Here is a 24,965-nt window from a genome sequence, read left to right as displayed (position 1 = left end):
ATCGCTTCGTCATCCTCGTCCTCGACGGGGCCGGCTATCACACAAAGCCCAATCTCGCCGTTCCAGACGGCATGCGTCTCGTCCATCAGCCGGCCTACACGCCAGAAGTCCAACCCGCCGAACACCTCTGGCCGCTCGTCGACGAACCGCTCGCCAATCGATACTTCGAAACGCTCGGGGACCTCGAGCTCGTTCTCGAAAAACGCTGCCGCGAACTCGACCAACAACGCCAAACCGTCGCGGCGCATACAAGCTTTACATGGTGGCCCAAGCCAGTCAGGCCGACCTGATCACCCGAATCTGGTATGAGCCATGCCCGACGCTTCACCGCAAACCCGGCTGATCCTCGAAGACGTCGCCAAGAGCTTCACCAACCATCTGCGCGGCGGCATCCACCTGCCGGTGGTCGCCGGCGTCTCATTCCACGTCGATGCCGGTGAGGTCGTCGTCCTCGGCGGCCCGTCCGGCGTCGGCAAGTCGTCGATCCTCAGGATGATCGTCGGCAATTACGGCGTCGAGGCCGGCCGCATCCTGATGCGCGGCTGCGGCGAGGCGCCCTTCGTCGACCTCGCGGCGGCGACCCCGCGCGAGATCGTCGCGCTGCGCCGCGACACCGTCGGCTATGTCAGCCAGTTCCTGAGGGTCGTGCCGCGCGTTTCGGCCCGCGACGTCGTCGCCGAGCCGCTGCTGATCCGGGGCGTCGCGCCCGACGCGGCGCGCCGGCGTGCCGGAGACCTTCTGGAACGGCTGAACCTTCCCGCCGCCCTCCACGACCTGCCGCCCGCCACCTTCTCCGGCGGCGAGAAGCAGCGGGTCAACATCGCCCGCGGCTTTGCCACCGACCACCCGATCCTGCTCCTCGACGAGCCGACCGCCTCGCTCGACGACGCCAACCGCGACGTCGTCTGCGATCTCGTCGCCGAGAAGCAGCGCAATGGCGTCGCGATCCTCGGCATCTTCCACGACGAGGCGGTGCGCGAGCGCATCGCGACGCGGATCGTCGACGTCGCTGGTTTTTCGGCGCGCAAGGCGGCCGCCTGATGCCGAAGCTTTCCGAAACGCCGCTGATCCATCCGAGCGCCGAGGTCGAGGCCTCGCATCTCGGCCGCTACACCGAGGTCGCCGAGCGCTCCCGCCTTTCCGAGACCCGCCTCGGCGACTATTCCTACGTCATGCAGGACTGCGGCATCTGGGCGGCCGAGATCGGCAAGTTCGTGAACATCGCCGCGGCCGTCCGCATCAACGCGACGAACCATCCGACCTGGCGGGCGACCCTCCATCACTTCACCTACAGGGCCGGCGACTATTTCGACGGCGAGCCGGACGAGGCGGACTTCTTCGAATGGCGGCGCAGCCATTCGGTCCGCATCGGCAACGACGTCTGGATCGGCCACGGCGCGACGATCCTGCCGGGCGTCTCGATCGGCAACGGCGCCGTCGTCGGCGCCGGGGCCGTCGTCTCGAAGGACGTCGAGGCTTATACGATCGTCGGCGGCGTTCCGGCGCGGCTCATCCGCCGCCGCTTTCCCGAAGACGTTGCGGCCGGCATGGACGCGCTCTGCTGGTGGGACTGGCCGCATGCCGCCCTGCGCGCGGCGCTGGCCGACTTCCGCACTCTCGACGCGCCGGCCTTCCTTGCGAAGTATGCTTCCTAAGCCCTTACCGGGAAAACGGTTTCGTCTGTCATCGAACCGTCAGCAAAGCGTCATCCGCCTCTCATCCGCGACCTCTAATGCTTCCTCCGGCGCCACCGCGACGACGATCGAGGAGCATCCCCATGAGCGCAATCGCAGTCGAGAAGCTGACCAAGCGCTTCGGAAAGAAGCAGGCGCTCGCCGGGATCGACCTCGTAATGCGCGAGGGCGAGATGGTCGCGCTCATCGGCGCCTCCGGCTCCGGCAAGTCGACCCTGATGCGCCACATCGCCGGTCTCGAACGCGGCGATGCGGGTTCGACGGTGAGGATCCTCGGCCATATCCAGCAGAAGGACGGCAGGTTCGGCCCGAACATGCGGGATCTGCGCGGCAGGACGGGCGTCATCTTCCAGCAGTTCAACCTCGTCGCACGCCTGCCGGTGATCACCAACGTGCTGTGCGGCCTGCTCGGGCGCGTCTCGCCCTGGCGCGGCACCTTCGGCCTGTTCAACCGGGCGGAAAAGCGCGCGGCGATCGAGGCGCTCGGCCGCGTCGGCATTCCGGAGGTTGCCTGGCAGCGCGCCTCGACGCTTTCCGGCGGCCAGCAGCAGCGCGCGGCGATCGCCCGCACCCTGATGCAGCGCTCGCAGATTCTCCTCGCCGACGAGCCGATCGCCTCGCTCGACCCGGCTTCGGCGAGGCGGGTGATGGACGTTCTCGCCGACATCAACCGGACCGAGAAGATCACCGTCCTCGTCTCGCTGCATCAGGTCGAATACGCCCGGGTGTATTGCGACCGGACGATCGCGCTCCGGGACGGCCGCGTCGTCTATGACGGACCGTCGGACGCCCTTTCCGACGATTTCTTGACCGAACTCTACGGCGCGGCCTCGGAGGAACTGGTTCTTCCGCAGCGTCTGCCGGTGAAGTCCGGCGCCGCCAAGGCGCCGAGACCCTCCGCCCCCGGCGCCCGCCAGGGGCAGGATGCGCTCGTGCCCGCCTGAGGGCCGGCGCCGTTCGCCCACCCCAAGCCTTCAACCAACAGGGAAGCCGAAAACCGATGAACTTCTTCTCCAAGGCGCTCACCGCGGCGGCCGTCGCGGCCTCGCTTTCCGGCCCCGCGCTCGCCGACGACGGCCAGACCGTCAATTTCGGCATCATCTCCACCGAGAGCCAGCAGAACCTGCGCCCCAAATGGGAGCCGTTCCTGAAGGACATGGAAGAGCAGACCGGCCTCACCGTGAAGCCGTTCTTCGCCTCCGACTATGCCGGCGTCATCGAGGGCATGCGCTTCGGCAAGGTGCAGGTCGCCTGGTTCGGCAACAAGTCGGCGATGGAGGCCGTCGACCGCGCCGACGGCCAGATCTTCGCCCAGACCGTCGACGTTTCCGGCAACCCCGGCTACTGGTCGCTGATCCTCGTCCCGGCCTCCTCCAAGCTGACCTCGCTCGACGATCTCCTGAAGTGCGACAAGTCGCTGAACTTCGGTCTCGGCGACCCGAACTCGACCTCCGGCTACCTGGTGCCGATGACCTTCGTCTTCGCCAAGAACGGCGTCGATCCGAAGGAATGCTTCAAGACGGTGACCAACGCCAACCATGAGACCAACGCCATGGCGGTCGCCAACGGCCAGGTCGACGCGGCGTCGAACAACACCGAGAACCTCGCGCTGATCGAGAAGAACCAGCCGGAAGCCTTCAAGCGGATCAAGATCCTCTGGAAGTCGCCGCTGATCCCCTCCGACCCGCTGGTCATCTCGAAGAAGGTCGACGACGCGACCCGCAAGAAGATCGAGGACTTCGTCCTCACCTACGGCACCGACAAGACGACGGGCGACGCCGCCGCCGAGAAGGACGTGCTCGCCGGCCTCGAATGGGCGCCGTTCAGGAAGTCGGACGACGACCAGCTGCTGCCGATCCGGGTGATGGAAGTCTCCAAGAAGATCGGCCAACTGAAGGCCGACGACAAGATGGACGAGAGCGCCAGAAAGGCCGAGATCGAAAAGCTCGAGGCCCAGAAGGCCGAGTACGAGAAGAAGATCGAGGCGAACGAGAAGAAGTCCGGCGCCTGATCGGCCCGCCGGGGCCGCTCGCGGCCGTGGGCAGACAATCGGCGGCCGGTCGCTGACCCGCGACCGGCCGCTTCGATGAAGCGCCTCGAAGGATCGACTTCAGATGGGCACGACGAGCGAGACTGTCGCGAGCGCCTCCGCCGCCACGCCGGCCGACAGGGCGGCGAACGTCAATGCCGGCCGCGACTGGTCGCGGTCGCTGTGGAACGGCGCGATCCTCGTTGGGCTGATCGCGGCGCTCGCCATCAGCTGGGGCTCCGCCGAGATGGGCCGCTGGACGTTCCTCTTCACCGATTCCGCCAACATGGCGGAATATGCCTCGGGTTTCCTCCGTCCGGATTTCTCCGACTGGCGATTCTACCTCGAGGAGATGATCGTCACCGTCGAGATCGCCGTGTGGGGCACCTTCCTGTCGCTCATCCTGTCGGTCCCCTTCGGCATTCTCTGCGCCCACAACATGGTGCCCTGGTGGGTCCTCCATCCCTGCCGCCGGCTGATGGACTTCTTCCGGGCAATCCACGAGGTGGTCTGGGCGGTGCTTTTCGTCGTCGCCGTCGGCCTCGGCCCCTTCGCGGGGGTGATGGCGCTGTTCATCCACAACACCGGCATCATGGCGAAGCTGTTCTCCGAGGCCGTCGAGGCGATCGACCCGCGGCCCGTGGAAGGCATCCGCTCGACGGGCGCGACCCGCATGCAGGAGGTCGTCTTCGGCGTCGTGCCCCAGGTCATGCCGCTCTGGGTCTCCTACACGCTCTACCGCTTCGAGACGAACGTCCGCACGGCGACGATCCTCGGCGTGATCGGGGCCGGCGGCATCGGCCAGGTGCTGTTCGAATCGATCCGCGGCTTCTATTATCCGCAATCCTCAGCCATTCTCGTCATCGTCGTCGCCACCGTCGTCCTCACGGACCTTCTGTCCCAGCAGCTGCGCCGGTTCGTCACCTGAAAGGCGGCGGGCCTGAAGCATGATCCCGGAAATCGGAACCGGCTTTCCGACAGGATCATGCGCCCACAGGATAACGGAGCGGGATGACGGGTGAGGCCCATCTCGTCCCGCCGTAGACGCCGCGGTCGTCCACCGCATCGCCCGCCGCCATCGCCCCGAAAGTCCGAAATGCCCGTCGAAACCATCCTCACCAACGCCCGCATCGTCCTTCCCGAGCAAGAGCTTTCCGGCCACGTCGTCATTCGCGACGGCATGATCGCCGAGATCGGCGAGGGGCCGGCCGCCGCCGGCGAGGACATGGAGGGCGACGTCCTGATACCGGGCCTCGTCGAACTCCACACCGATCACATCGAGACGCACTTCATGCCCCGGCCGAAGGTCTACTGGGACATGTTCGCGGCGCTGCAGGCGCACGACGCGCAGATCGCCGGCTCGGGGATCACCACCGTCTTCGACGCGATCCGCGTCGGCACCGACGAGGACGCGACGCTCACCGTCGACACGATGGAGAAGCTGTCCGACGTCGTCGCCGAGGCCGCGGCCGGCGACCTGACCCGCGCCGAACACTTCATCCACCTTCGCTGCGAGGTCTCGGCGCCGGACGCCGTCGAAGGGTTCGAGCGGCTGTCGAAGAATCCGCGGGTGCGCCTCGCCTCGCTGATGGACCACGCGCCCGGCCAGCGGCAGTTCGTCGATTTCGAGACCTACCGCACCTATTACCAGAAGAAGAAGGCGCTCTCGGACGCCGAGTTCGAGCGCTTCACGGCAAAGCGCATCGCCGAGTCGGAAAAGCACAGCGACACGGCCCGCAAGGCGATCGCCGCCGGCGCCCATGAACGCGGCATCGCCCTCGCCTCGCACGACGACGCGACCACGGCGCATGTCGAGGAGGCGGTGGCGCTGCGCACCCGCATCGCCGAATTCCCGACGACCCTCGAAGCGGCGAAGGCGTCGCATCTCGCCGGGATGGGCGTCCTGATGGGCGCGCCGAACGTCGTGCGCGGCGGCTCGCATTCCGGCAACGTCGCGGCGAGCGACCTGCTTGCCGCCGGCCATCTCGACATCCTGTCGTCCGACTACGTTCCGTTCTCGCTGATCCAGGCGGTGTTCCGGCTGGCAAGAGACGGCCACCTCGATCTGCCGGCGGCCGTGCGGCTGGTGACGGCCAATCCGGCGAAGGCGGCCGGGCTCGACGATCGCGGCGCAATCGTGCCCGGCAAGAGGGCCGATCTCGTCCGCATCCGCGAGACGCGGGCCGACCGGCCGCCGCTCGTCAGGAGCGTCTACCGGGCCGGCCGCCGTGTCGCCTGATCGCCCCGCCCACGACGCCGTCGGCTGCTTCGTCGCCGTGGTCGGACCGAGCGGCGCCGGCAAGGACACGCTGATCCGCCTCGCATCCCGCCACCACTCCCGCGACGCGGGATTTCACTTCGCCCGCCGCTTCGTGACGCGCGCCGCCGATCCGGACGCGGAAGACCACGCCGAGATCGACGAAGCCGCCTTCGAAGCGCGCGAAGCCGAGGGAGGCTTCTCGCTGTCCTGGCGCGCCCACGGCCTCGGCTACGGCCTCGACGCAGGCCTCCTGTCCCACGTCGCGGAAGGCCGAACCGTCGTCGCCAACATCTCGCGCCGGCAGATCGGCGATGCGGCGGCCGCCTTTCCGCGGCTCGCGGTCGCCCATGTCGTCGTGGCGAAGCCGCTCCTCGTCGAGCGCATCGTCCGGCGCGGCCGCGAGGGGCGGCAGGCCGCGCTCGAGCGCGTCGAGCGCGAGGCGCCGCTCGATCTGCCCCGAACCGTCTGGCGCATTGCCGAGATCGACAATTCCGGGCCGGTCGAACAGGGGCTGTCGCGGTTCCTCGCCTTCCTTGAAAATTGTCGTCCGCAATAGATCCCCAGATAGGCCGTTATTCCCCGCTCTCGGCAGTGACGCTGAGGGCGGCTTCTTACCGCCATTTTTGATGGCAGAACCGCTACGTTGTCCGGCCGGGGTTCATCGCGCTTGATTGTGCGTGACTGTAAACACATTGTACGTACGAGCGATCATTGGATTTCGGATGGGACGAAGGTAAGCGAAACTGGCTGATCGACGATCTGCAGATCGACTTCCACGATATGAAGGCTCTTTTCGATGGTCGTCCGCGCCTCAGCTATCCTTCGCCGAGAACCGGCGAGGACCGTTTCGTTTCTGTCGGTGAAGTGAAAGGACGCCTCTTCGCCGTCGTCTGGATGTGGAGAGGCAATGCCATTTGGATGATCACGGCCAGGCGCGCATGGAAGCGCGAAGAGCGGCACTATCTCGAAGCAATCGAGAGACACTGATGAACGATTTCGGCAAGACCAACTTCGACCGTATCGACGACGATGCGGAACTCGCCCGGCAGGAGCGGGACGATCCAGACCTCGCGGACGTCGCGCGCGACTGGTTCGTTCATGCGCGGCTCGAGACCGGCATTCCGGCGCCCGCATCCGATGAGAAGAAGCAACCGGTGACCATCCGCCTCGATCCGGAGATACTGGCTTTCTTCAGGGGACAGGGTCGCGGGTGGCAGACGCGCATCAACGCGGTGCTCAAGGCCTTCGTCACAGCCCAGAAATCAAACGACTGACGTTGCTGGAGTTTTGAGCGATTCCAATCTTTGTCGCGGCGGTTGACAGGGAAAGTTGACCGCTTTAGCCAAGATTATCTTGAGGAGCCGAGGGCTCTGCGCCCGCAACGCCGCAACCGTCACTGGGCGCACCTCCCGTGCCCGGGAGGAGATCCGTCGTGATGAAATTCGCCGCCCGCGTCACCGCCGCAGCCTTCGCCGCCACCGCTGCCGGGTCCGCTTTCGCGCCCGCAGCCTCGGCCGAGACGCCGACGCCCGAGGCCGTTCTCTCGAACTATGCCGACATCGCGCTCGCCGGCTATTCCGACGCGCTCGACAGGGCGAAAGCGCTGGACGAGGCGACCGACGCGCTGATCGCCGATCCGAGCGAAGAAACGCTGAAGGCGGCGCGCGAGGCCTGGCGCCGGTCGCGCCCGGTCTATCAGCAGACCGAGACCTTCCGCTTCGGCAACCCGATCGTCGACGACTGGGAAGGCCGCGTGAACGCCTGGCCGCTGGACGAGGGGCTGATCGACTATGTCGACAAGAGCTACGGCACCGAATCCGACGAGAATTCTCTCTACACCGCCAATGTCGTCGCCAATCAGTCGATCACCGTCAACGGCGAGACGCTCGACGTGTCGAAGATCACGCCGGCGCTGCTGCAGGACAAGCTGCAGGAGGCCGGCGGCATCGAGGCGAACGTCGCGACCGGCTATCACGCCATCGAGTTCCTGCTCTGGGGCCAGGATCTCCACGGCACCGGGCCCGGCGCCGGCGAGCGCCCGTGGACCGACTATGCCAAGGGCGAGGCCTGCACCGGCGGCCACTGCGACCGGCGCGGCGACTATCTCGACGCCGCGACCGACCTCCTCGTCTCCGACCTTGAGGAAATGGTCGGCAACTGGAAAGAGGACGGCGCGGCCCGCAAGGCGCTGATGGACGACCCGCAGAAGGGCCTCGCCGCAATCCTCACCGGCATGGGCTCGCTCTCCTATGGCGAGCTCGCCGGCGAACGGATGAAGCTCGGCCTGCTCCTGCACGATCCGGAGGAGGAGCACGACTGCTTCTCCGACAACACCCACGTCTCGCATCTCAACGACGTCCTCGGCATCCGCAACGTCTATACCGGCCGCTACCAGCGGGCGGACGGCAAGGTCGTCGAGGGCCCGGCGATCGCCGAACTCGTCGCAGCGAAGGCACCCGACATCGACGCGGAGATCCGCTCCGACCTCGACGACAGCGTCGGCAAGTTCGAGGCGATCGCCAAGGCGGCCGAGGGCGGCGAGGCCTACGACCAGCAGATCGCCGAGGGCAACGATGCGGGCAATGCCCGCGTCCAGGCCGGCATCGACGCGCTGATCACCCAGACCCGGGCGATCGAGCGGGCGGTCGCCGCGCTCGGCCTCGGCGGCGTGACGATCGAAGGCTCGGATTCCCTCGACAACACCCAGGCGGTCTTCCAGTAGGCCCGGGCCGGCCGAAAGCCGGGTGCGCCCGCACCGCGCAAGGTGCGACGGCAGTGAGACCTGAGAGGCACGAAGGGCCGCGCCATGGCGGCCCTTTCTGCCGTCGATGATTTTGGAGCGCGAATTTGCGTTTCGCCACGAATGTGACGCTCGTCCTCGGCATGATCCTTCTGCCTGCCGGGCTCCCCCTGTCCGCAGCGCTCGGTCTCGACCGGCCGGTTCGCCAGGACCTGTCGAAGAAGGATCTCGCCCGCGTGCGGGCCGTGACCCGCCCGACGCGGGATTTCTCGCAGCCCGAGAAATTCGAGGCGATGCAGGCGGGCGCTGCCACCTCGACCAAGCTCGTCAACCGCGATTCCTTCAGCCAGGTCTCGGCCAACCAGACCTTCGAGGGCGAGGACCGCTTCAAGCTCGGCAACGCCCTGTTCCGCAAGCTGTGGGTCTCCTCGCCGTCCTCGACCGAGGCGTCCGACGGGCTCGGCCCGCTGTTCAATTCGCGCTCCTGCCAGTCCTGTCACCTGAAGGACGGGCGCGGCCATCCGCCGGAAAACGACGAACCTGCCGTGTCGATGTTCCTGCGCCTCTCGGTCCCGCCGAAGACCGAGGAAGAGCGGGGCAAGCTCGCCCGCCACGAACTCACGCGCATCCCCGAACCGACCTATGGCGGGCAGCTCCAGAACTTCGCCGTCGCGGGTCTGAAGCCCGAGGGGCGCATGGCGATCACCTATCGCGAGGAGAAGGTGACGCTCGGCGACGGCACGGTCGTCCATCTGCGCCATCCGACCTATGCGGTGGCCGATCTTAGCTACGGCCCGATGGCAAAGGACGCGATGCTGTCGCCGCGCGTCGCCCCGCCGATGATCGGGCTCGGCCTCGTCGAACAGATCGAACCGGCCGACATCCTCGCCAATGCCGATCCGAACGATGCCGACGGCGACGGCATATCCGGCAGGGTCTCGATGGCGCGCGATCCCGAGACGGGAAAGCCCGTCCTCGGGCGCTTCGGCTGGAAGGCGACGATCCCCTCGATCCGGGTGCAGAGCGCCGAGGCGTTTTCCGGCGACCTCGGAATCTCGACGCCGCTGAAGACCGACGCCTTCGGCGAATGCTCGATCGCCCAGTCCATCTGCCGCGACGCGCCGTCGGGCGTCCAGGATCGCCTCGGGCCGGTCGAGGCGCCCGACCCGATCCTCGATCTCGTCACCTTCTATTCGCAGAACCTCGCGGTTCCGGCCCGCCGCGACGTCGGCGACGAGGAGGTCCTTCACGGCAAGAAGCTGTTCTACGACGCCGGCTGCGCCGCCTGCCACACGCCGAAATTCGTCACCTCGAAGAACGCGCCCGACAAGGCCCAGCGCTTCCAGCTGATCTGGCCCTATTCGGACTTCCTGCTGCACGACATGGGCGAAGGCCTTTCCGACCACCGCCCGGTCGGCGACGCCTCGGGCAACGAATGGCGCACCCAGCCGCTGTGGGGTATCGGCCTCACCGAGACGGTGAACGGCCACACCCTGTTTCTCCATGACGGCCGGGCGCGTAGTCTGACGGAGGCGATCCTCTGGCACGGCGGCGAGGCGGCGGCCTCGCGCGACGCCTATGCCGCGATGGACAAGGCCGATCGCGACGCCCTGCACCGATTCCTGGAGTCCCTATGACCGCGTTTCAGTCCCCCCGCCCGGCCGGCCGCAAAGGACCCACCGGCCGGCGGCGGCTGCCCGGCCGGCTTTTCGCCGCCCTTCTCATCGCCCTGCCGCTTCTCGTTGGCCCCGCTGCGGCGCAGGAAGAGACTGCGGTACAGGTGACCAACGCCACCCGCGAGCAGAAGCTCGACGTCGTCTGGAACGCCGTCGACGGGGCGATCCGCCCGGGCTATGCCGCCTTCGTCGACGCCGCCAAGGCGGAGGAGGACGCGGTGGCGGACCTCTGCAAGCTGCCGGCCGGCGAGAATCTTCAAGGCGCGCGCGAAGCCTTCGCCGATCTCGTGAAAGCCTGGTCGCGGGTGGAGTTCGTGCAGTTCGGCCCGGTCATGGAGGACAATCGCGGCTCGCGCATCCTGTTCTTCCCGGATCGCCGCGGCATCGGCCTGAGGCAGGTCCAGGCGATCATTGCCGACAAGGACGAGAGCGCCACCACGCCGGACGGGCTCTACGAAAAATCCGTCGCGGTCCAGGGCCTCGGCGCCCTCGAATACGTCCTCTACGGGACGGGCGCCGACGTCCTCGCCGGCAAGGACGGCAATTTCCGCTGCAGATTCGGCAAGGCGATCGCCCACAACCTCGTCGGCATCGGCACGGCGATCCGGGGCGAATGGGCCAAAGACGAGGGCGGCATCGTCCAGCGCCTGACCGAGCCCAAGGACAGCGATCCCGCCTATCGCAGCGCCGACGATTCGCTGAAGGAGATCGTCGGCGTCTTCATCAACGGTTTCGAGGCGATCCGCGATCTCCGCCTGAAGCCGGCCATGGGCGACAGCGAGAAGGCCGCCAAGCCGAACCTTCTCCTCTTCCATCGCGCCGAGCTCGCGCTGGTCTCGCTCGAAGCCGACTTCGCCGGCATGAAGCAGCTCTTCACCGCCTCGAACGTCGCCTCGCTGCTGCCCGAGGCCCACGCCTATCTGAAGGACTCGATCCTGTTCGAGTTCGAAAATGCCGAGATGACCTTCGGCAAGCTTTCGCCGCCGCTCGCGAAGGTCCTCACCACCGCCAGCCAGCGTCAGGGCCTGACATATCTTTTGATCGTCACCGACAGCCTGCAGTCCCAGTTCGCCGGGCAGCTGTCGCCGCTGCTCGGCCTCTCCGCCGGCTTCTCCGCCCTCGACGGCGATTGAGCCGGGCCGCCCGGACCACGAGACGGAACCACCAGACACGAGAAGAAGGGAGCCGACGATGCGCCTTCTCCAGCGGAACGGATTTTCGGCAGGCACGCCGATCGATCGGCGCAGCTTTCTGATCGGGGCCGGCGCCGCCTTCGCCGCCGGCCTGTCACCGCGCGGCGCCGAGGCCCTCGACCGGGCCGCGGCGCTGTTCGGCGCGTCCTGCCTGAGGCCCGACGGCAGCTTCGGCTGCGCCGTCTTCTCCGATGCCGGAGAGATCGTCTCGACCGTCGCCCTGCCGGATCGCGGCCATGACGTCGCCTTCGATCCCATCTCGGGCCGCGCCGTGGTCTTCGCCCGCCGGCCCCGCACCTTCGCCGTGGTCTTCGATCCGACCTCCGGCGCGCCGGTCGAGACCCTGACCTCGCCGGCCGGCCGGCACTATTTCGGCCACGGCTTCTTCTCGCCGGACGGCCGGCTGCTCTATGCGACCGAGCACGACTACGACGCCGCCAAGGGCCTCGTCGCCGTCTACGACGTCCAGGCCGGTTACCGCCGCATCGGCGAGTTCGACGCCCACGGCATGGATACCCACGAGGCGCTGCTGATGCCGGACGGCGAGACCATCGTCATCGCCAATGGCGGCATCGAGACCCATCCGGACTACGGCCGCGAGATGCTCAACATCCCGACCATGGAGCCGTCGATCGTCTTCATCGACCGCAAGAGCGGCGATCTCCTCGACAAGCAGCTCCTGCCGAAGCATCTGCACAAGCTGTCGCTTCACCACATCGCGATCGACGCACGGCGGCGCGTCTGGTTCGGCGGCCAGTATCAGGGCGCCGCGTCCGATGCCCCGCCGCTGGTCGGTTCGGCCGAGCCCGGCAAGCCGCTCGCCCTCGCCGAACTGCCCGAGACCGACCTCGCGGCGCTCGGCAACTACATCGGCTCGGTGGCGGCGAGCCGCGACGGCGAGCGCATCGCCGTCTCCTCGCCGGTGGGCGGCAACCTCGTCGTGCTCGACGCCGGCAGCGGCAAGGTCCTCGACCGCATCGGCCTCGCCTCGGGCTGCGGCCTCGCGCCGGACGGTGCGGGCTTCCTCGCGACCTCCGGCAAGGGCGCGGTGCTTCGCCTCGAGGAAGACGACCGGCCGACCATGGCCGATCTCGAATGGGACAACCACATCCTGGCGCTCTGACGCGCCGCTCGGAACGTCGTCGGTCAGGTCCGGTTCGATCTGCGCCCGGCCGGGCACCGCCTGTCCCCGAACGTCGGCACGCACCGGCGGAAATGTCCCGATCCGGGACGGCCGGCCCGGTTTCGTGTCGTTTCGATGCGGAATTCTCTGGCACGAAACCTGCAAACCTCCTGATCGTTAACGATTCGTTACCGATGGGAGAGACGGAATGCTCCGCCACAAACTCCTCGCCGCCACGACGGCGCTGACCTTCGCCGCCGCAGCCCTGCCGGGCCTTGCCACTGATGCCGCTGCCGGCGAGCGCGGCCGGCCTTCCGAGAGGCACCTGCGTGACGCCGGCGACCAGGGCTATCGGCGCGATGCCGGCGCCGTTCGGGCGCAGATCGACAACCGGCATGGCGGCGGCTTCACCACGCCGGAGCGCGGACAGGGCTTCGACCCGCTTTCCGACGGCGGCGTGCTCGACGACGCCCGCGAAGACAATCTGAACACCGCCCCCGACGTCTATTCGACCGGCGGGCGGGAAGAATTCCTGGAAGACGGCGGCAGCATATCCTCGCCCATCGTCTACCGGGACGGCATCCGGGTCCTGCGCGGTCCGGCCGAGGGCCACTGGCGCCACGTCGTCGTCGAGCCGGTGAATCTCTCCCGGCGCGGCTCGGTCACCTTTATCGCCTCGGATGTCGGCGCCGAGGCCGGCAATCGCCGCTTTCGCCGCGAGGCTGCGGCGGAGGGCGCCGTCGGCATCCCGGCGGCGCTGACGGCGGCCGGCCCCAAGATCATCGACGTCGCGGCCGAGCGGCTCGACCGGCGCGCGCTGCCGCCGTCGGGCATCGAGACGGTCTGGAGCGGCGGCGCGAAGATCATCCGCATCGGCAAGGACTACAGACGCGGCGCCGACGACACCGCCTCGGCGAAATAGCCGATACGGCAGCTGCCTGCCGGCGCGTGGCCCGAAGACAAGCCGGCAGACGCTCGCCTCCCGCAGGGCCGGTCGCCGGCGCATCGTGCCGAAAGCGTCGTGTGCACCGGCTTTCGGACGAGATCGGGCGCGGCGAGACGAGCGAGCGGGATGACGGGCGAAGCTGATCCCGGCCCGGTCTATTGCAGGAAGGGGTTGGTCCGGCGCTCGTCGCCGATGCGGCTGCCCGGGCCGTGGCCGCAGAGGAAGCCGACGTCGTCGCCGAGCGGCATCACCTTGTCGCGAATCGAGGCGAGCAGCGTCGCATGATCGCCCCCCAGAAGATCGGTGCGGCCGATCGAACCGGCGAAGAGCACGTCGCCGAGATGGGCGAACCGCGCCGCGCGGTGAAAGAAGATCACGTGGCCCGGCGCATGGCCCGGCGTGTGGTAGACCTCGAAGGTGTGGCCGGCGAAGGAGACAGTCTCGCCCTCCTCCAGCCAGCGGTCGGGCGTGCAGTTCTTCATGCCGCCGGGAACGCCGAACATCGTCGCCTGCTCCTCGATCGAGGCGAGCAGCAGCGCGTCGTCCCTGTGCGGCCCGACGATGTCGACCCCGAGCAGCGCCTTCAGATCCATCGCCCCGCCGGCATGGTCGAGATGGCCGTGGGTGAGCCAAATCTCCTTCACCGCGATGCCGGTCTCCTTGACCGCCGCGAAGATCTGATCTGCGTCGCCGCCGGGATCGACGACCACGCCGACCTTCTCGTCGGCATCGAACAGGATGCAGCAATTCTGCTGGAACGGCGTGACCGGAACGATGCGGGCATTGAGTCGCGTCAAGATTGCCTCCGGCAGATCGGCTGGGTCGACGGTCCCTTCCGCTCCCTGGCGATCGGCACCGCTGCTTGTCGCGCAACCGATTAAACGCCCGGCCCCCGGCTGGCAAACGGCGCGGCAGGCCGATCCGCCGGTCCGCCGGTCCGCCGCCTCGTCCCGTCACTCCTCGACGAAACGCTTGAGCCGATGCAGCGCGTCCCGCCACTGGCCGGACACCGCGTCGAGATAGGCACGGGCGCCGTCCAGCGCTTCCGGTCGGAAGGCGTAGCGGCTTTCCCGGCCCACCCGCTCGCTGGCGACAAGCCCCGCCTCCTGCATGACGTGCAGATGCTTGGTCACCGCCTGGCGGGTCAGCCTCGTGTCGGACGAGAGCGCCGCGATCGACAGGCTCTCCCCGGCGCTGAGCCGGGCGACCAGCGCCAGCCGGGTCGGATCGCCGAGCGCGGCGAAGAGCTTCGCCGGTTCGCCGATTCCTCCTTCAGGATTCGACATGGGCCCGGATGTTCTGCATCTGCATCTCCCAGCCGCGCTGGTTCATCCGGAACGCCTCCGGCATCCGCCCCGGCGCGACGCCCTCGAAGCCGCTCTCGGTGAGCGTCAGCCGCGTGCCGGTGTCGATCGGCTGCAGCCGGAACTCGACGCGGGTGGGCGTTTCCCCGGAATAGTCGACCGCGGGATCGATGGCATAGGGGTGCCAGGTGAAGGCGAAGAGCCCCGGCTTCTCCATCGCGACAACCGTCGCCCGCCACTGCACGTGTTCGTATCCCGGATAGGTTATGCGGCCCCGCGACACCTCGCCGAGCACGAAGGGACCGTCGAGCGCGACGCGGAACCATGCGCCGAACGCCTCGTGGTCGGTCAGCGCCTGCCAGACACGGTCGAGCGGGGCGGCGAGATCGATGGTCTGCTCGATGCGATCCATTTTCGGCAACCTCCTGGTTGCCTTTTTCCTATCAGAGCGCCCGGGGAAACGCAACCGTGTCGTTGCCTATCGTGATCTCGTGCCCCGGCGGGCAGGACGAGTGGCCACGGAACCGTCCGGCGCGCTACCGCCGCCCCAGCCAGATCAGGTGCCGCGCCCCGCGCTTGCCGCGATGCGCCTTCACTCGCGCCTCCTCGACGGCGAAGCCGCCCCGGCGAAGCCGCGCGGCAAAGCGTTCGTCCGGCCCTTGCGACCAGACCGCCAGCACACCACGCGGCTTCAGGGCGCGGCGCGCCTCGCCCAGTCCCTTCGCCGCATAGAGGGCGTCGTTGGCCTCGCTGGTCAGCCCCTCCGGGCCGTTGTCAACGTCGAGCAGGATCGCGTCGAAGCGCGATTTCGCCTCCGTGATGACGGATCGGACGTCGCAAACGGCGATCTCGACGCGCGGATCCTCGAGGCTGCCGGCGAAGATGTGCGCCATCGGCCCCCTCGCCCAGTCGACGACGGCGGGAACGAGCTCGGCGACGACGATGCGGGCGTCGGCGGGAGCCACGGCAAGGAGGGCGCGCAGGGTGAAGCCCATGCCGAGGCCGCCGACGAGGATCACCGGCGCCTTGTGATCGGCGATCGCCGCGCAGGAAAGGTTCGCCAGCGCTTCCTCCGAACCCGACAGCCGGCTGTTCATCAGTTCGATCCGCCCCAGCATGATCGAATATTCGGCGCCGCGCCGCATCAGCTTCATCTCGCCGGCGGTGCCGGGGATCTCGGAGGTGGCGAGGTGTTCCCAGGGAATCATGAGGCTCTTTCGTTTCGCGGCCTTGTCGCCGCAGTCGGCCGGAGGCTTGCGGCGCCACGCGTCCGGCGCCCCGCATCGAAGACGCCGTCGCGGGTCGCTCCGGCGCATCGTGCCTGCCGAAAATCTTTTCCGATTTCCGGAGCGATGCTGTAGAGCGAAATGGACGGCGCGGGAATGCGCCTGCCGTTTCCGACAATCTGGACGTCTCCCGTGGAGGGTCCGCGCCGGTCCTGCGACCGACGCCGGAACCCCTCGCTCGTGCAAAGTCCTGCGACAGCTTCCGGCTCCCGATGACGACGCGTCCCGTCCCCGCCCTTCCCCTCGTCGGCCCCGTGGCGCTCGGCGTCGGCCTGATGCTCGTCGGCGACTTCCTGTTCGCGCTCAACGACGCCATGGGCAAATGGCTGGTCACCAGCTTCTCGGTCGGCCAGGTGCTGTTCGTCCGCTCGATCGGCGCCTTCCTGATCCTCGGCCCGCTGCTCATCAGGCAGGGAAAGACCGCCCTGTTCCGGACCGAACGGCCGGGCCTGCAGGTCCTGCGGGCACTGTTTGCCACCGTCGACACCGGCCTCTTCTACGCCGCCGTCGCCTACATGCCGCTCGCCGACGTCATGACCTTCTACATGGCCGGGCCGGTCTACGTCGCGGCGCTGTCGCACCTCTTCCTGGGGGAAAAGGTCGGCTGGCGGCGCTGGCTGGCGATCCTCCTCGGATTTGCCGGCGTCGTCGTCGCCCTGCGGCCCTCCGCGGCGTCGCTCTCGCTGCCGTCGCTCTTCGCGCTCGCCGGCAGCCTCGCCTTCGCGATGACGCTGGTGCTCGCCCGCGTCCTGCGGCGGACCAGCGACGCCGTCCTCGTCGGCTGGCAGACCCTCGCGGCGCTGGTCGCGGGCCTGCTCTTCACGCTGACGACCTGGCAGACGCCGTCCGGCTTCGAACTCGCCGCGCTGCTTCTCCTCGGCGTCGTCTCCTGCGCGGCCCACCTTCTGATCACCAGGTCCCTGAAGCTTGCTCCCGCCTCGCTGCTGGCGCCGCTGCAATACACGCTGCTCGTCTGGGCCGTCGTCTTCGGCATCGTGTTCTTCGGCAACCTGCCGACGCCGCAGGTGCTGGTCGGCGCCGGCATCATCATCGTCGCCGGTCTCTTCATCTTCCACCGCCAGAAGGTCGTCGACGACGGCGTGCCGCCGAAGACCGTGCCGCGCACCCTGCACTGACCGCCGTCGGAGGCCCGATCGCCTCTGTGCACCGACGACAACGGGCGCGAACCCTGATGGCGCGCGCCCGTCCGGCCTTCCAGAGAGAAACCGCCGCCTATTCGGCGGCAGCCTGCTTCGGCATCACCTCGGCGGCATAGTCGTCGACGAGGCGCTTCGAGATCGCGCCCGGCGTGAAGCGCCAGTCGGCGATCTCCGAGACCGGCGTCACCTCGGCGGCGGTGCCGGTCAGGAAGCATTCGGAAAAGCCGGTCAGTTCCTCCGGCATGATCGCCCGCTCCACCACCTCGAAGCCGCGGCGCCGGGCGAGGTCGATCACCGTGCGCCTCGTGATGCCGTCGAGGAAGCAGTCGGCCTTCGGCGTGTGGATGACGCCGTCCTTGACGAAGAAGACGTTGGCGCCCGTCGCCTCGGCCACCTGGCCGCGCCAGTCGAGCATCAGCGCGTCGGCATAGCCCTTGGCCTCGGCCGCGTGCTTGGAGATGGTGCAGATCATGTAGAGGCCGGCGGCCTTGGACTTCGACGGCGCGGTCCGCGGGTCCGGCCGGCGGTATTCGGCGAGATCGAGGCGGATGCCCTTCATCTTCTGGGCCGGGTCGAAATAGCTCGGCCACTGCCAGATGGCGATCGCCACGTTGATGCGGTTGTTCTGGGCCGAGACGCCCATCATCTCCGAACCGCGCCAGGCGATCGGCCGCACATAGGCGTCGGAAAAGCCCTGGCGGGCGAGAAGCTCGGTGGTCGCCGCGTCGATCTCGCCCGCGGAATAGGGAACCTTGAAGCCGAGGATGCGGCCCGATTCGATCAGCCGGTCGGTGTGCTCGCGCAGCTTGAACACTTCGCCGCCATAGGCGCGCTCGCCCTCGAAGACGGCACTGGCGTAATGCAGGCCGTGGGTCAGGACGTGGATCTTGGCGTCCTTCCAGGCGACGAACTCGCCGTTGAACCAGATTTCGCCATCGAGTTGATCGAACGGAACCGCGCTCATGGTGTCATCAGCGCCGTGATCGGCGCTCTCCCTAGATTGCCGTTGGACGTGGCCTCGCACTGCGGGCAGAATTCGAGCGGGCGCAATGCGAACAAACGGCGATTGTTGGTGTCTGCCCGGTGCCGCAACTGCGGTATCGCGCGGTTTCCACATCCTGGCCGCCGGTGTAACAATAAACGAAAATTACGTCAATGGTGCTGACCTATCTGATGGAACCTCCGGCCGTTCGAGACGACCCCCGCCCCGTCGGCGCAGCCGCCGTCGTGCGCGATCCCCTGCCGACGCAGGGCCTTCTGGACTTCCGCGTCATCGAGCTCCTGTTCTTCGCCTATCGCGAATTCACCGGCGACGCCGACTCGATCCTCGAGAAATACGGCTTCGGCCGCGCCCACCACCGCGTCCTGCATTTCGTCAACCGCGATCCGGGGCTGACGATTGCCGAACTGCTCGACATCCTGCAGATCACCAAGCAGTCGCTGTCGAGGGTGCTGCGCCAGCTGATCGACGAGGACTTCATCTGCCAGATCCCCGGCGACGAGGATCGCCGGCAGCGCCGGCTCTATCCAACCGAGAAGGGCCGTGCGCTTGCCATCGAACTGTCGCGGGCGCAGGTTCGCCGCATCGAGGCAGCGCTCGCCAAGACCACCGACGAGGACATGCGGCCGATCGCGACCTTCCTGACCGCCATGGCGTCGGACCGGCAGGCCGCCCGGGACTGGTTCGAGCGCAAGGACATCAGCTGGAAAGACCGCGAATGACCGAGACCGAGAGCACAGTCGACGAGGCGGTGCCGGGAATCGACGACGACGCCCCGCACATCCTCATCGTCGACGACGACCGCCGGATCCGCTCGCTGCTGTCGCGTTTTCTCACCGGCAAGCGTTTCCGGGTGTCGGCGGCGGCGGACGCCGCCGAGGCTAGGCGCATCCTCGGCGGCCTCGACTTCGATCTCGTCGTCGTCGACGTCATGATGCCGGGCGAGAACGGCATCGATCTCGTCCGGGCGATCCGCAAGACCCGCGACGCGCCGATCCTGATGCTCACCGCCCGCTCCGAGACCGAGGACCGCATCGAGGGACTCGAGGCCGGCGCCGACGACTACCTGCCGAAGCCCTTCGATCCGCGCGAGCTCCTGCTGCGGGTCAACAACATCCTGAAGCGCGGCGGGCAGCAGCCGGTCGCCAAGCTCGAGCACGTGCGCTTCGGCCCCTTCACCTTCTCCCTGTCCAGACGCGAGCTGAAGCGCGGGGCGGAGATCATCCGCCTCACCGAGCGCGAGCAGGAGATCATGGCGCAGTTCGCCGCCAAGGCCGGCGAGACGATCCCCCGCCTGGAACTCCTCGGCGAGGAGAGCGAGGTGGGCGAACGCACCGTCGACGTGCAGATCAACCGGCTGCGGCGCAAGATCGAGGCGGACCCGACCAATCCACTGTGGCTGCAGACGGTGCGCGGCATCGGCTACCGGCTCAACATCGATTGAACGCCGTGGCCGAGGATGACGGGCTTCGCCCTCAACTTTTCAAATTCGCGCTCGCCCGGGCCGTCCCGCCCCTGACCATCAATCCAATCGGCATCGACCGATGACGCTGATCGACCGCATCTTCCGCAGTGCCCGGCGACCGCGCGGCTGGCCCGGGCTTCGGGGCCAGCGCAGCCGCCGGACGCCGGCGCCGCTCGCCCGCCTCGCCGAGGCCGCCCGCCGCCTTGCCCCCAGCCGGCTCGCCCCGAGCCGGCTCGACGTCTGGCGGGGGCCGCTGCGGCCCGTTCCGCGCATCGTCCGGCGCTTCATGCCGAAGGGCCTCTATCCGCGTTCGCTGATCATCATCATCGCGCCGATGGTGCTGCTGCAATGCGTCGTCACCGTGGTGTTCATGGAGCGGCACTGGGCGCTGGTCACCGAACGCCTGTCGCAGGGGGTCGTCCAGGACATCGCGGCGGTGGTCGACCTCATCGAGCTCGACCGCAGCGCCGGCGATCTCGACGCGATCCTCGACATCGCCCAGCGGCGGCTCGACCTCAACATCGCCCTGCTGCCGGCCGGGGAACTGCCGCCGCCGGCGCCGAAGCCGTTCTTCAACATCCTCGACGGCATCCTCTCGGAGGAGCTGACGAGGCAGATCGGCCGGCCGTTCTGGATCGACACCGTCGGCAATTCGAAGATCGTCGAGATCCGCATCCGCCTCGACGAGGGGATCCTCAGGGTCTTCGCCCCGCGCAATTCGGCCTATGCCTCCAACACCCACATCTTTCTCATCTGGATGGTCGGCACCTCGCTGGTGCTCCTGATCATCGCGGTGCTGTTCCTGCGCAACCAGATCCGCCCGATCCAGACGCTGGCGGCCGCGGCGGAGGATTTCGGCCGCGGCAAGCCGATGCCGCCGGAATTCCGCCCCCGCGGCGCCTCGGAAGTGCGCCAGGCCTCGGTCGCCTTCATCCAGATGCGCGACCGCATCGAGCGCCAGATCGAGCAGCGCACCCGCATGCTGAACGGCGTCAGCCACGACCTGCGCACGGTGCTGACGCGCTTCCGCCTGCAACTGGCGCTGCTCGGCGAAGGCGAGGACCAGGACGCGCTGAATTCCGACATCGACGAGATGCAGCGCATGCTGGAGGGCTATCTCGCCTTCGCCAAGGGCGAGGCCGGCGAGGACGTCGCGGAGATCGACCTCGAACCGCTGATGGAGCGCTACCAGGCGGAAGCGGAGCTGAAGGGCCGCAAGCTCTCCTTCGAGATCACCGGCGACACCCGGGTCACCGTGCGGCCGGACGCCTTCACCCGGATGATCTCCAACCTCGTCGCCAACGCCATCCGCCACGGCACCACGGTGCAGATGACCCTCAACCACGACTTTCGCTGGCTTTCCATCGCCATTGAGGACGACGGGCCGGGGATCGCCGCGGAGCAGCGCGAGGCGGTGTTCAAGCCCTTCGTGCGGCTCGATCCGGCGCGCAATCTCGACGCCGGCGGCACCGGGCTCGGCCTTGCCATCGCCCGCGACGTGGCGCGGGCACATGGCGGCGACATCCTCCTGTCGGACAGCGCCCTCGGCGGCCTCAGGGCGCTGATCCGCATCCCGGCGTGAGGCCGCCGCGGCGGCCGCCGTCGTTCGGCCATACCGCCGGGGAGCTTGCCGCGCCTGCCCTACCGCCAGCCCATCGCCGGCGCGACATGGCTGAGGATCGCCTCGACGACATGGGCGTTGTAGGCGACGCCGAGCTGGTTCGGCACGGTGAGAAGCAGCGTGTCGGCTTCGGCGATCGCCTCGTCCCTCTGCAATTCGTCCACCAGCCGGTCCGGTTCGCCTGCATAGGAACGGCCGAAGATCGCCCGCATGTCGTCGATGACGCCGATCTGGTCGCCCTCCTTGCCGTGGCCGAAATAGGCCCGGTCCTCGTCGTTCACCAGCGCGAAGATCGAGCGCGACACCGAGACCCGCGGCTCGCGGGCGTGCCCCGCTTCTTTCCAGGCCTCGCGATAGGCGCGGATCTGCCGCGCCTGCTGGACATGGAAGGGCTCGCCGCTCTCGTCCTGCTTCAGGGTGGAGCTCTGGAGGTTCATGCCGAGCTTGGCCGCCCAGACGGCGGTGGCGTTCGCGCCGGAACCCCACCAGATGCGCTCCCGCAGCCCCTCGGAGAAGGGCTCGAGGCGCAGGAGGCCCGGCGGGTTGGGAAACATCGGCCGGGGGTTCGGTTCGGCGAAACCCTCGCCCTTCAGGACCTGAAGCAGAACCTCGGCGTGGCGCCGCCCCATGTCGGCGTCGCTCTGGCCCTCCTCCGGCCGGTAGCCGAAATAGCGCCAGCCCTCGATCACCTGCTCGGGCGAGCCGCGCGAGATGCCGAGCTGCAGCCTGCCGCCGGCGATGAGGTCCGCCGCGCCGGCGTCCTCGGCCATGTAGAGCGGGTTTTCGTAGCGCATGTCGATGACGCCGGTGCCGATTTCGATGCGGCTGGTCTTCGCGCCGACGGCGGCAAGCAGCGGGAACGGCGAGGCGAGCTGGCGGGCGAAGTGGTGGACGCGGAAATAGGCGCCGTCGGCGCCGAGCTCCTCGGCCGCGACGGCAAGGTCGATCGACTGCAGCAGCGCGTCCTGCGCCGATCGGGTGCCCGACCGCGGCGAGGGCGACCAGTGGCCGAAGGAGAGAAAGCCGATCTTCTTCATTGCGTATTCTCCTCGTCGTTGCCGTCCGGGTCGGGCTGCTGACGGTGTCTCGGGACAGCACCGGACCGGGCAGCCTCGTTGCGGCGTAGCCCGCCTTGCGGCGGCGGTCCATGGCCTTCGGATCCGGGCGAGCGCTGCGCGATGGAGCGGCGAGCGCTTGCGCGCCGCGCGGGCTGTTCCGCCTGAAGGTCGCGGCGAGCGCTGCGGCTTCGCCCGGACGCCCCGGCGCAGCGGGCGTCCGGGCGCCGGGGCCAGGGTTTCGTTGACACGGCGGAGCGCCTATGATGCAAGCCGCGCGTCTCGGCGGCCCCGCGAGCCTGACACGGTGTGTCTTCCCGGCGGCGACGCTTGATCCGGACAAGCGGGGGGTACTCTTCGATGACGACGCCGATGCGCCAGCAGATGGCGAACGCGATCCGCTTCCTCTCCGCCGACGCGGTCGAAGCCGCCGGCTCCGGGCATCCTGGCCTGCCGATGGGCGCCGCCGACCTCGCCACGGTGCTGTTCACCCGCTTCCTCACCTTCGATCCGAAGCTGCCGGACTGGCCGGACCGCGACCGTTTCGTGTTTTCCGCCGGCCACGGCTCGATGTTGCTCTACAGCCTGCTCTATCTGCTCGGCTATCCGGACATCGACATCGACGAGATCAAGCGCTTCCGCCAGCTCGGGGCGAAGACGGCGGGACATCCGGAATTCGGCCACGCCGCCGGCATCGAGGCGACCACCGGGCCGCTCGGCCAGGGCACCGGCAACGCCGTCGGCATGGCGCTCGCCGAGCGCATCCTCAATGCGCGATTCGGCGACGAGATCGTCGATCACTTCACCTACGCCCTCGTCGGCGACGGCTGCCTGATGGAGGGGATCAGCCAGGAGACGATCTCGCTCGCCGGCCACCTGAAGCTCTCCAAGCTGGTCTTCCTGTGGGACGACAACGGCATCACCATCGACGGCAAGGTCTCGCTCGCCGACTCGACCGACCAGATGGCGCGGTTCGAGGCCTGCGGCTGGCAGGCGCTCGCCTGCGACGGCCACGACCACGATGCGATCGCCGCGGCGCTGACCAAGGCGCGCGAGAGCGACCGGCCGACCCTGATCGCGGCAAAGACCATCATCGGCTTCGGCGCGCCGTCGAAGGCCGGCACCGGCAAGGCGCACGGCGCGCCGCTCGGGGCCGAGGAGGTCGCCGCGGCGCGCGAGGCGCTCGGCTGGCCGCATCAGCCCTTCGAGGTCCCTTCGGACATTCTCGACCAGTGGCGGCTCGCCGGCCTCCGCTCCGGCTCGAAGCGCAAGGAGTGGGAGCGCCGCTTCGCCGGGGTGGACGCCGAGACCCGCGGCGAGTTCGAGCGGCGCATGCGCGGCGACCTGCCGAGCGGCTTCGCCCAGGCGCTGCAGCGCCTCAAGCGGCAGGTGAACGAGGAGCGGCCGAAGGTCTCGACCCGCCGGGCCTCCGAAATGGCGCTTGAGGAAATCAACCAGGTGGTCGAGGAGACGATCGCCGGCTCGGCCGATCTCTCCGGCTCGAACAACACCCGCACCAGCCAGACGACGCCGATCACCGCCGGTCTTTATTCCGGCCGCTACGTCCACTACGGCATCCGCGAACACGGCATGGCGGCGATCATGAACGGCATGGCGCTGCATGGCGGCCTCGTCCCCTATTCCGGCACCTTCCTGGCATTTTCGGACTATTGCCGGCCGGCGCTGAGGCTCGCCGCGCTGATGGGGATCCGCGTCGTCCACGTGATGACCCACGATTCGATCGGCCTCGGCGAGGACGGCCCGACCCACCAGCCGGTGGAACATCTCGCCGCCCTCAGGGCGATCCCCAACATGCTGGTGTTCCGCCCCGCCGACGCCGTCGAGGTGGCCGAATGCTGGCAGCTCGCGCTGGAGAACCGGGCGGCCCCCTCGATCCTCGCTCTGTCGCGCCAGAACCTTTCGACGCTGCGCCTCGACGAATACGACGAGAACAAGAGCGCCCGCGGCGCCTACGAGATCGACCCGGCCTCCGGCGAGGCGAAGGTGACGGTCTATGCGACGGGCTCGGAGGTCGAGATCGCCGTCGAGGCGCGCCGCCGGCTCGAGGCGGCGGGCATCCCGACCCGCGTCGTCTCGGTCCCGTCCTTCGAGCTGTTCCGCCGCCAGACCGCCGAATACCGCCGTGCGCTCCTCGACGACGACAGCCTCAAGATCGCCGTCGAGGCCGGCATCCGCCAGGGCTGGGACGAGATCATCGGCCGCGACGGGGCCTTCGTCGGCATGGCCGGCTTCGGGGCGTCGGGCCCGGCGCCCGAGCTCTACCGCCATTTCGGCATCACGGCGGAGGCGATCGTCGAGGCGGCCACCCGCAAGCTCGGCGAGGACGACGAAACCGATACCGCGGCCGCCTGAGCGGGATCGGGAGCGTTTCCGGCCTTCTGGCCGCCGCGCC

Annotated in this window: 26 protein-coding genes; 19 read left to right on the top strand and 7 right to left on the bottom strand. The window is 68.4% G+C overall.

All coding sequences use genetic code 11. The features are described 5' to 3' along the window. Positions 1-248, bottom strand: a 248-nt coding sequence (locus J1C47_RS13000) for a hypothetical protein (RefSeq protein WP_207351194.1), incomplete at its 3' end; no start/stop codon positions are given. Positions 249-312: 64 nt separating this feature from the next. Here J1C47_RS13000 and phnL point away from each other — a divergent pair. From phnL to J1C47_RS12930, 14 genes are all read left to right on the top strand, one after another. Beyond that, positions 313-1,041: a phosphonate C-P lyase system protein PhnL gene (gene phnL, locus J1C47_RS12995; RefSeq protein WP_207351193.1), complete on the top strand. Its 729-nt coding sequence runs from the start codon at positions 313-315 to the stop codon at positions 1,039-1,041. Then, positions 1,038-1,655 carry a DapH/DapD/GlmU-related protein gene (locus tag J1C47_RS12990; RefSeq protein WP_425354561.1) on the top strand — a complete coding sequence of 206 codons (618 nt, stop codon included), beginning with the start codon at positions 1,038-1,040 and terminating at the stop codon, positions 1,653-1,655. Before phnL ends, J1C47_RS12990 begins: the two co-directional genes overlap by 4 nt. A 122-nt stretch (positions 1,656-1,777) precedes the next feature. Beyond that, complete coding sequence (gene phnC / locus J1C47_RS12985) at positions 1,778-2,638, top strand: phosphonate ABC transporter ATP-binding protein (protein WP_207351191.1); 861 nt, start codon at positions 1,778-1,780, stop codon at positions 2,636-2,638. 56 nt (positions 2,639-2,694) lie between these two features. After that, positions 2,695-3,705: a phosphonate ABC transporter substrate-binding protein gene (phnD, locus tag J1C47_RS12980; protein ID WP_207351190.1), complete on the top strand. Its 1,011-nt coding sequence runs from the start codon at positions 2,695-2,697 to the stop codon at positions 3,703-3,705. Positions 3,706-3,808: 103 nt separating this feature from the next. Then, positions 3,809-4,651: a phosphonate ABC transporter, permease protein PhnE gene (gene phnE / locus J1C47_RS12975; RefSeq protein WP_207351189.1), complete on the top strand. Its 843-nt coding sequence runs from the start codon at positions 3,809-3,811 to the stop codon at positions 4,649-4,651. A 168-nt stretch (positions 4,652-4,819) separates the two neighbouring features. Further along, positions 4,820-5,962 (top strand): alpha-D-ribose 1-methylphosphonate 5-triphosphate diphosphatase, encoded by a 1,143-nt coding sequence (locus tag J1C47_RS12970; protein ID WP_207351188.1) that lies wholly within the window; start codon positions 4,820-4,822, stop codon positions 5,960-5,962. Next, positions 5,952-6,539, top strand: coding sequence for a phosphonate metabolism protein/1,5-bisphosphokinase (PRPP-forming) PhnN (gene phnN / locus J1C47_RS12965; protein ID WP_207351187.1), 588 nt, complete (start codon positions 5,952-5,954; stop codon positions 6,537-6,539). The genes J1C47_RS12970 and phnN overlap by 11 nt, the downstream gene beginning before the upstream one ends. Positions 6,540-6,694: 155 nt before the next feature. Then, positions 6,695-6,970 (top strand): BrnT family toxin, encoded by a 276-nt coding sequence (locus J1C47_RS12960; protein WP_207351186.1) that lies wholly within the window; start codon positions 6,695-6,697, stop codon positions 6,968-6,970. Next, positions 6,970-7,257 carry a BrnA antitoxin family protein gene (locus J1C47_RS12955; RefSeq protein WP_207351185.1) on the top strand — a complete coding sequence of 96 codons (288 nt, stop codon included), beginning with the start codon at positions 6,970-6,972 and terminating at the stop codon, positions 7,255-7,257. The genes J1C47_RS12960 and J1C47_RS12955 overlap by 1 nt, the downstream gene beginning before the upstream one ends. 161 nt (positions 7,258-7,418) lie before the next feature. After that, positions 7,419-8,705 carry an imelysin family protein gene (locus J1C47_RS12950; protein ID WP_207351184.1) on the top strand — a complete coding sequence of 429 codons (1,287 nt, stop codon included), beginning with the start codon at positions 7,419-7,421 and terminating at the stop codon, positions 8,703-8,705. 161 nt (positions 8,706-8,866) lie between these two features. Then, positions 8,867-10,360, top strand: a complete 1,494-nt coding sequence (locus J1C47_RS12945; protein ID WP_207351204.1) for a di-heme oxidoreductase family protein — start codon at positions 8,867-8,869, stop codon at positions 10,358-10,360. After that, positions 10,357-11,532 carry an imelysin family protein gene (locus tag J1C47_RS12940; RefSeq protein WP_207351183.1) on the top strand — a complete coding sequence of 392 codons (1,176 nt, stop codon included), beginning with the start codon at positions 10,357-10,359 and terminating at the stop codon, positions 11,530-11,532. The genes J1C47_RS12945 and J1C47_RS12940 overlap by 4 nt, the downstream gene beginning before the upstream one ends. 58 nt (positions 11,533-11,590) lie before the next feature. Beyond that, positions 11,591-12,715, top strand: a complete 1,125-nt coding sequence (locus J1C47_RS12935; protein WP_207351182.1) for a DUF1513 domain-containing protein — start codon at positions 11,591-11,593, stop codon at positions 12,713-12,715. Positions 12,716-12,923: 208 nt separating this feature from the next. After that, positions 12,924-13,637, top strand: a complete 714-nt coding sequence (locus J1C47_RS12930; protein WP_207351181.1) for a hypothetical protein — start codon at positions 12,924-12,926, stop codon at positions 13,635-13,637. A gap of 179 nt (positions 13,638-13,816) precedes the next feature. Here J1C47_RS12930 and J1C47_RS12925 read toward each other — a convergent pair whose 3' ends face one another. From J1C47_RS12925 to J1C47_RS12910, 4 genes are all read right to left on the bottom strand, one after another. Beyond that, complete coding sequence (locus tag J1C47_RS12925) at positions 13,817-14,458, bottom strand: MBL fold metallo-hydrolase (protein ID WP_207351180.1); 642 nt, start codon at positions 14,456-14,458, stop codon at positions 13,817-13,819. Between the two features lie 156 nt (positions 14,459-14,614). Next, complete coding sequence (locus tag J1C47_RS12920) at positions 14,615-14,947, bottom strand: ArsR/SmtB family transcription factor (protein WP_207351179.1); 333 nt, start codon at positions 14,945-14,947, stop codon at positions 14,615-14,617. Then, positions 14,934-15,377, bottom strand: a complete 444-nt coding sequence (locus J1C47_RS12915) for an SRPBCC family protein (protein ID WP_207351178.1) — start codon at positions 15,375-15,377, stop codon at positions 14,934-14,936. Before J1C47_RS12915 ends, J1C47_RS12920 begins: the two co-directional genes overlap by 14 nt. Positions 15,378-15,501: 124 nt before the next feature. Next, complete coding sequence (locus J1C47_RS12910) at positions 15,502-16,173, bottom strand: spermidine synthase (protein WP_207351177.1); 672 nt, start codon at positions 16,171-16,173, stop codon at positions 15,502-15,504. A gap of 290 nt (positions 16,174-16,463) precedes the next feature. Here J1C47_RS12910 and J1C47_RS12905 point away from each other — a divergent pair, with 290 nt between their 5' ends. Continuing rightward, positions 16,464-17,387, top strand: coding sequence for a DMT family transporter (locus J1C47_RS12905; RefSeq protein WP_207351176.1), 924 nt, complete (start codon positions 16,464-16,466; stop codon positions 17,385-17,387). Positions 17,388-17,484: 97 nt separating this feature from the next. Here the strand turns inward: J1C47_RS12905 and J1C47_RS12900 are convergent, their stop codons facing one another. Beyond that, on the bottom strand, positions 17,485-18,375 hold the full coding sequence (locus J1C47_RS12900; protein ID WP_207351175.1) for a branched-chain amino acid aminotransferase: 891 nt from the start codon (positions 18,373-18,375) through the stop codon (positions 17,485-17,487). Between the two features lie 191 nt (positions 18,376-18,566). Between J1C47_RS12900 and J1C47_RS12895 the strand changes: the two genes are divergently transcribed. From J1C47_RS12895 to J1C47_RS12885, 3 genes are all read left to right on the top strand, one after another. Then, positions 18,567-19,133 carry a MarR family winged helix-turn-helix transcriptional regulator gene (locus J1C47_RS12895; protein WP_245396539.1) on the top strand — a complete coding sequence of 189 codons (567 nt, stop codon included), beginning with the start codon at positions 18,567-18,569 and terminating at the stop codon, positions 19,131-19,133. Further along, positions 19,130-19,855, top strand: coding sequence for a response regulator (locus J1C47_RS12890; protein WP_207351174.1), 726 nt, complete (start codon positions 19,130-19,132; stop codon positions 19,853-19,855). The genes J1C47_RS12895 and J1C47_RS12890 overlap by 4 nt, the downstream gene beginning before the upstream one ends. A 307-nt stretch (positions 19,856-20,162) precedes the next feature. Continuing rightward, complete coding sequence (locus J1C47_RS12885) at positions 20,163-21,458, top strand: ATP-binding protein (protein WP_245396546.1); 1,296 nt, start codon at positions 20,163-20,165, stop codon at positions 21,456-21,458. Positions 21,459-21,517: 59 nt separating this feature from the next. Here J1C47_RS12885 and J1C47_RS12880 read toward each other — a convergent pair whose 3' ends face one another. Further along, the gene (locus J1C47_RS12880; RefSeq protein WP_207351172.1) at positions 21,518-22,534 is read right to left on the bottom strand and encodes an LLM class flavin-dependent oxidoreductase; all 1,017 of its coding nucleotides are present in this window, start codon (positions 22,532-22,534) and stop codon (positions 21,518-21,520) included. A gap of 378 nt (positions 22,535-22,912) precedes the next feature. Between J1C47_RS12880 and tkt the strand changes: the two genes are divergently transcribed. Beyond that, entirely contained in the window at positions 22,913-24,925 is a 2,013-nt protein-coding gene (gene tkt, locus J1C47_RS12875; RefSeq protein WP_207351171.1) for a transketolase, read from the top strand. Positions 24,926-24,965 lie beyond the last annotated feature (40 nt).

The organism is Jiella sonneratiae, from assembly GCF_017353515.1.
GTDB lineage: Bacteria > Pseudomonadota > Alphaproteobacteria > Rhizobiales > Rhizobiaceae > Jiella > Jiella sonneratiae.
This window is presented reverse-complemented; position numbering and strand designations above follow the sequence as displayed.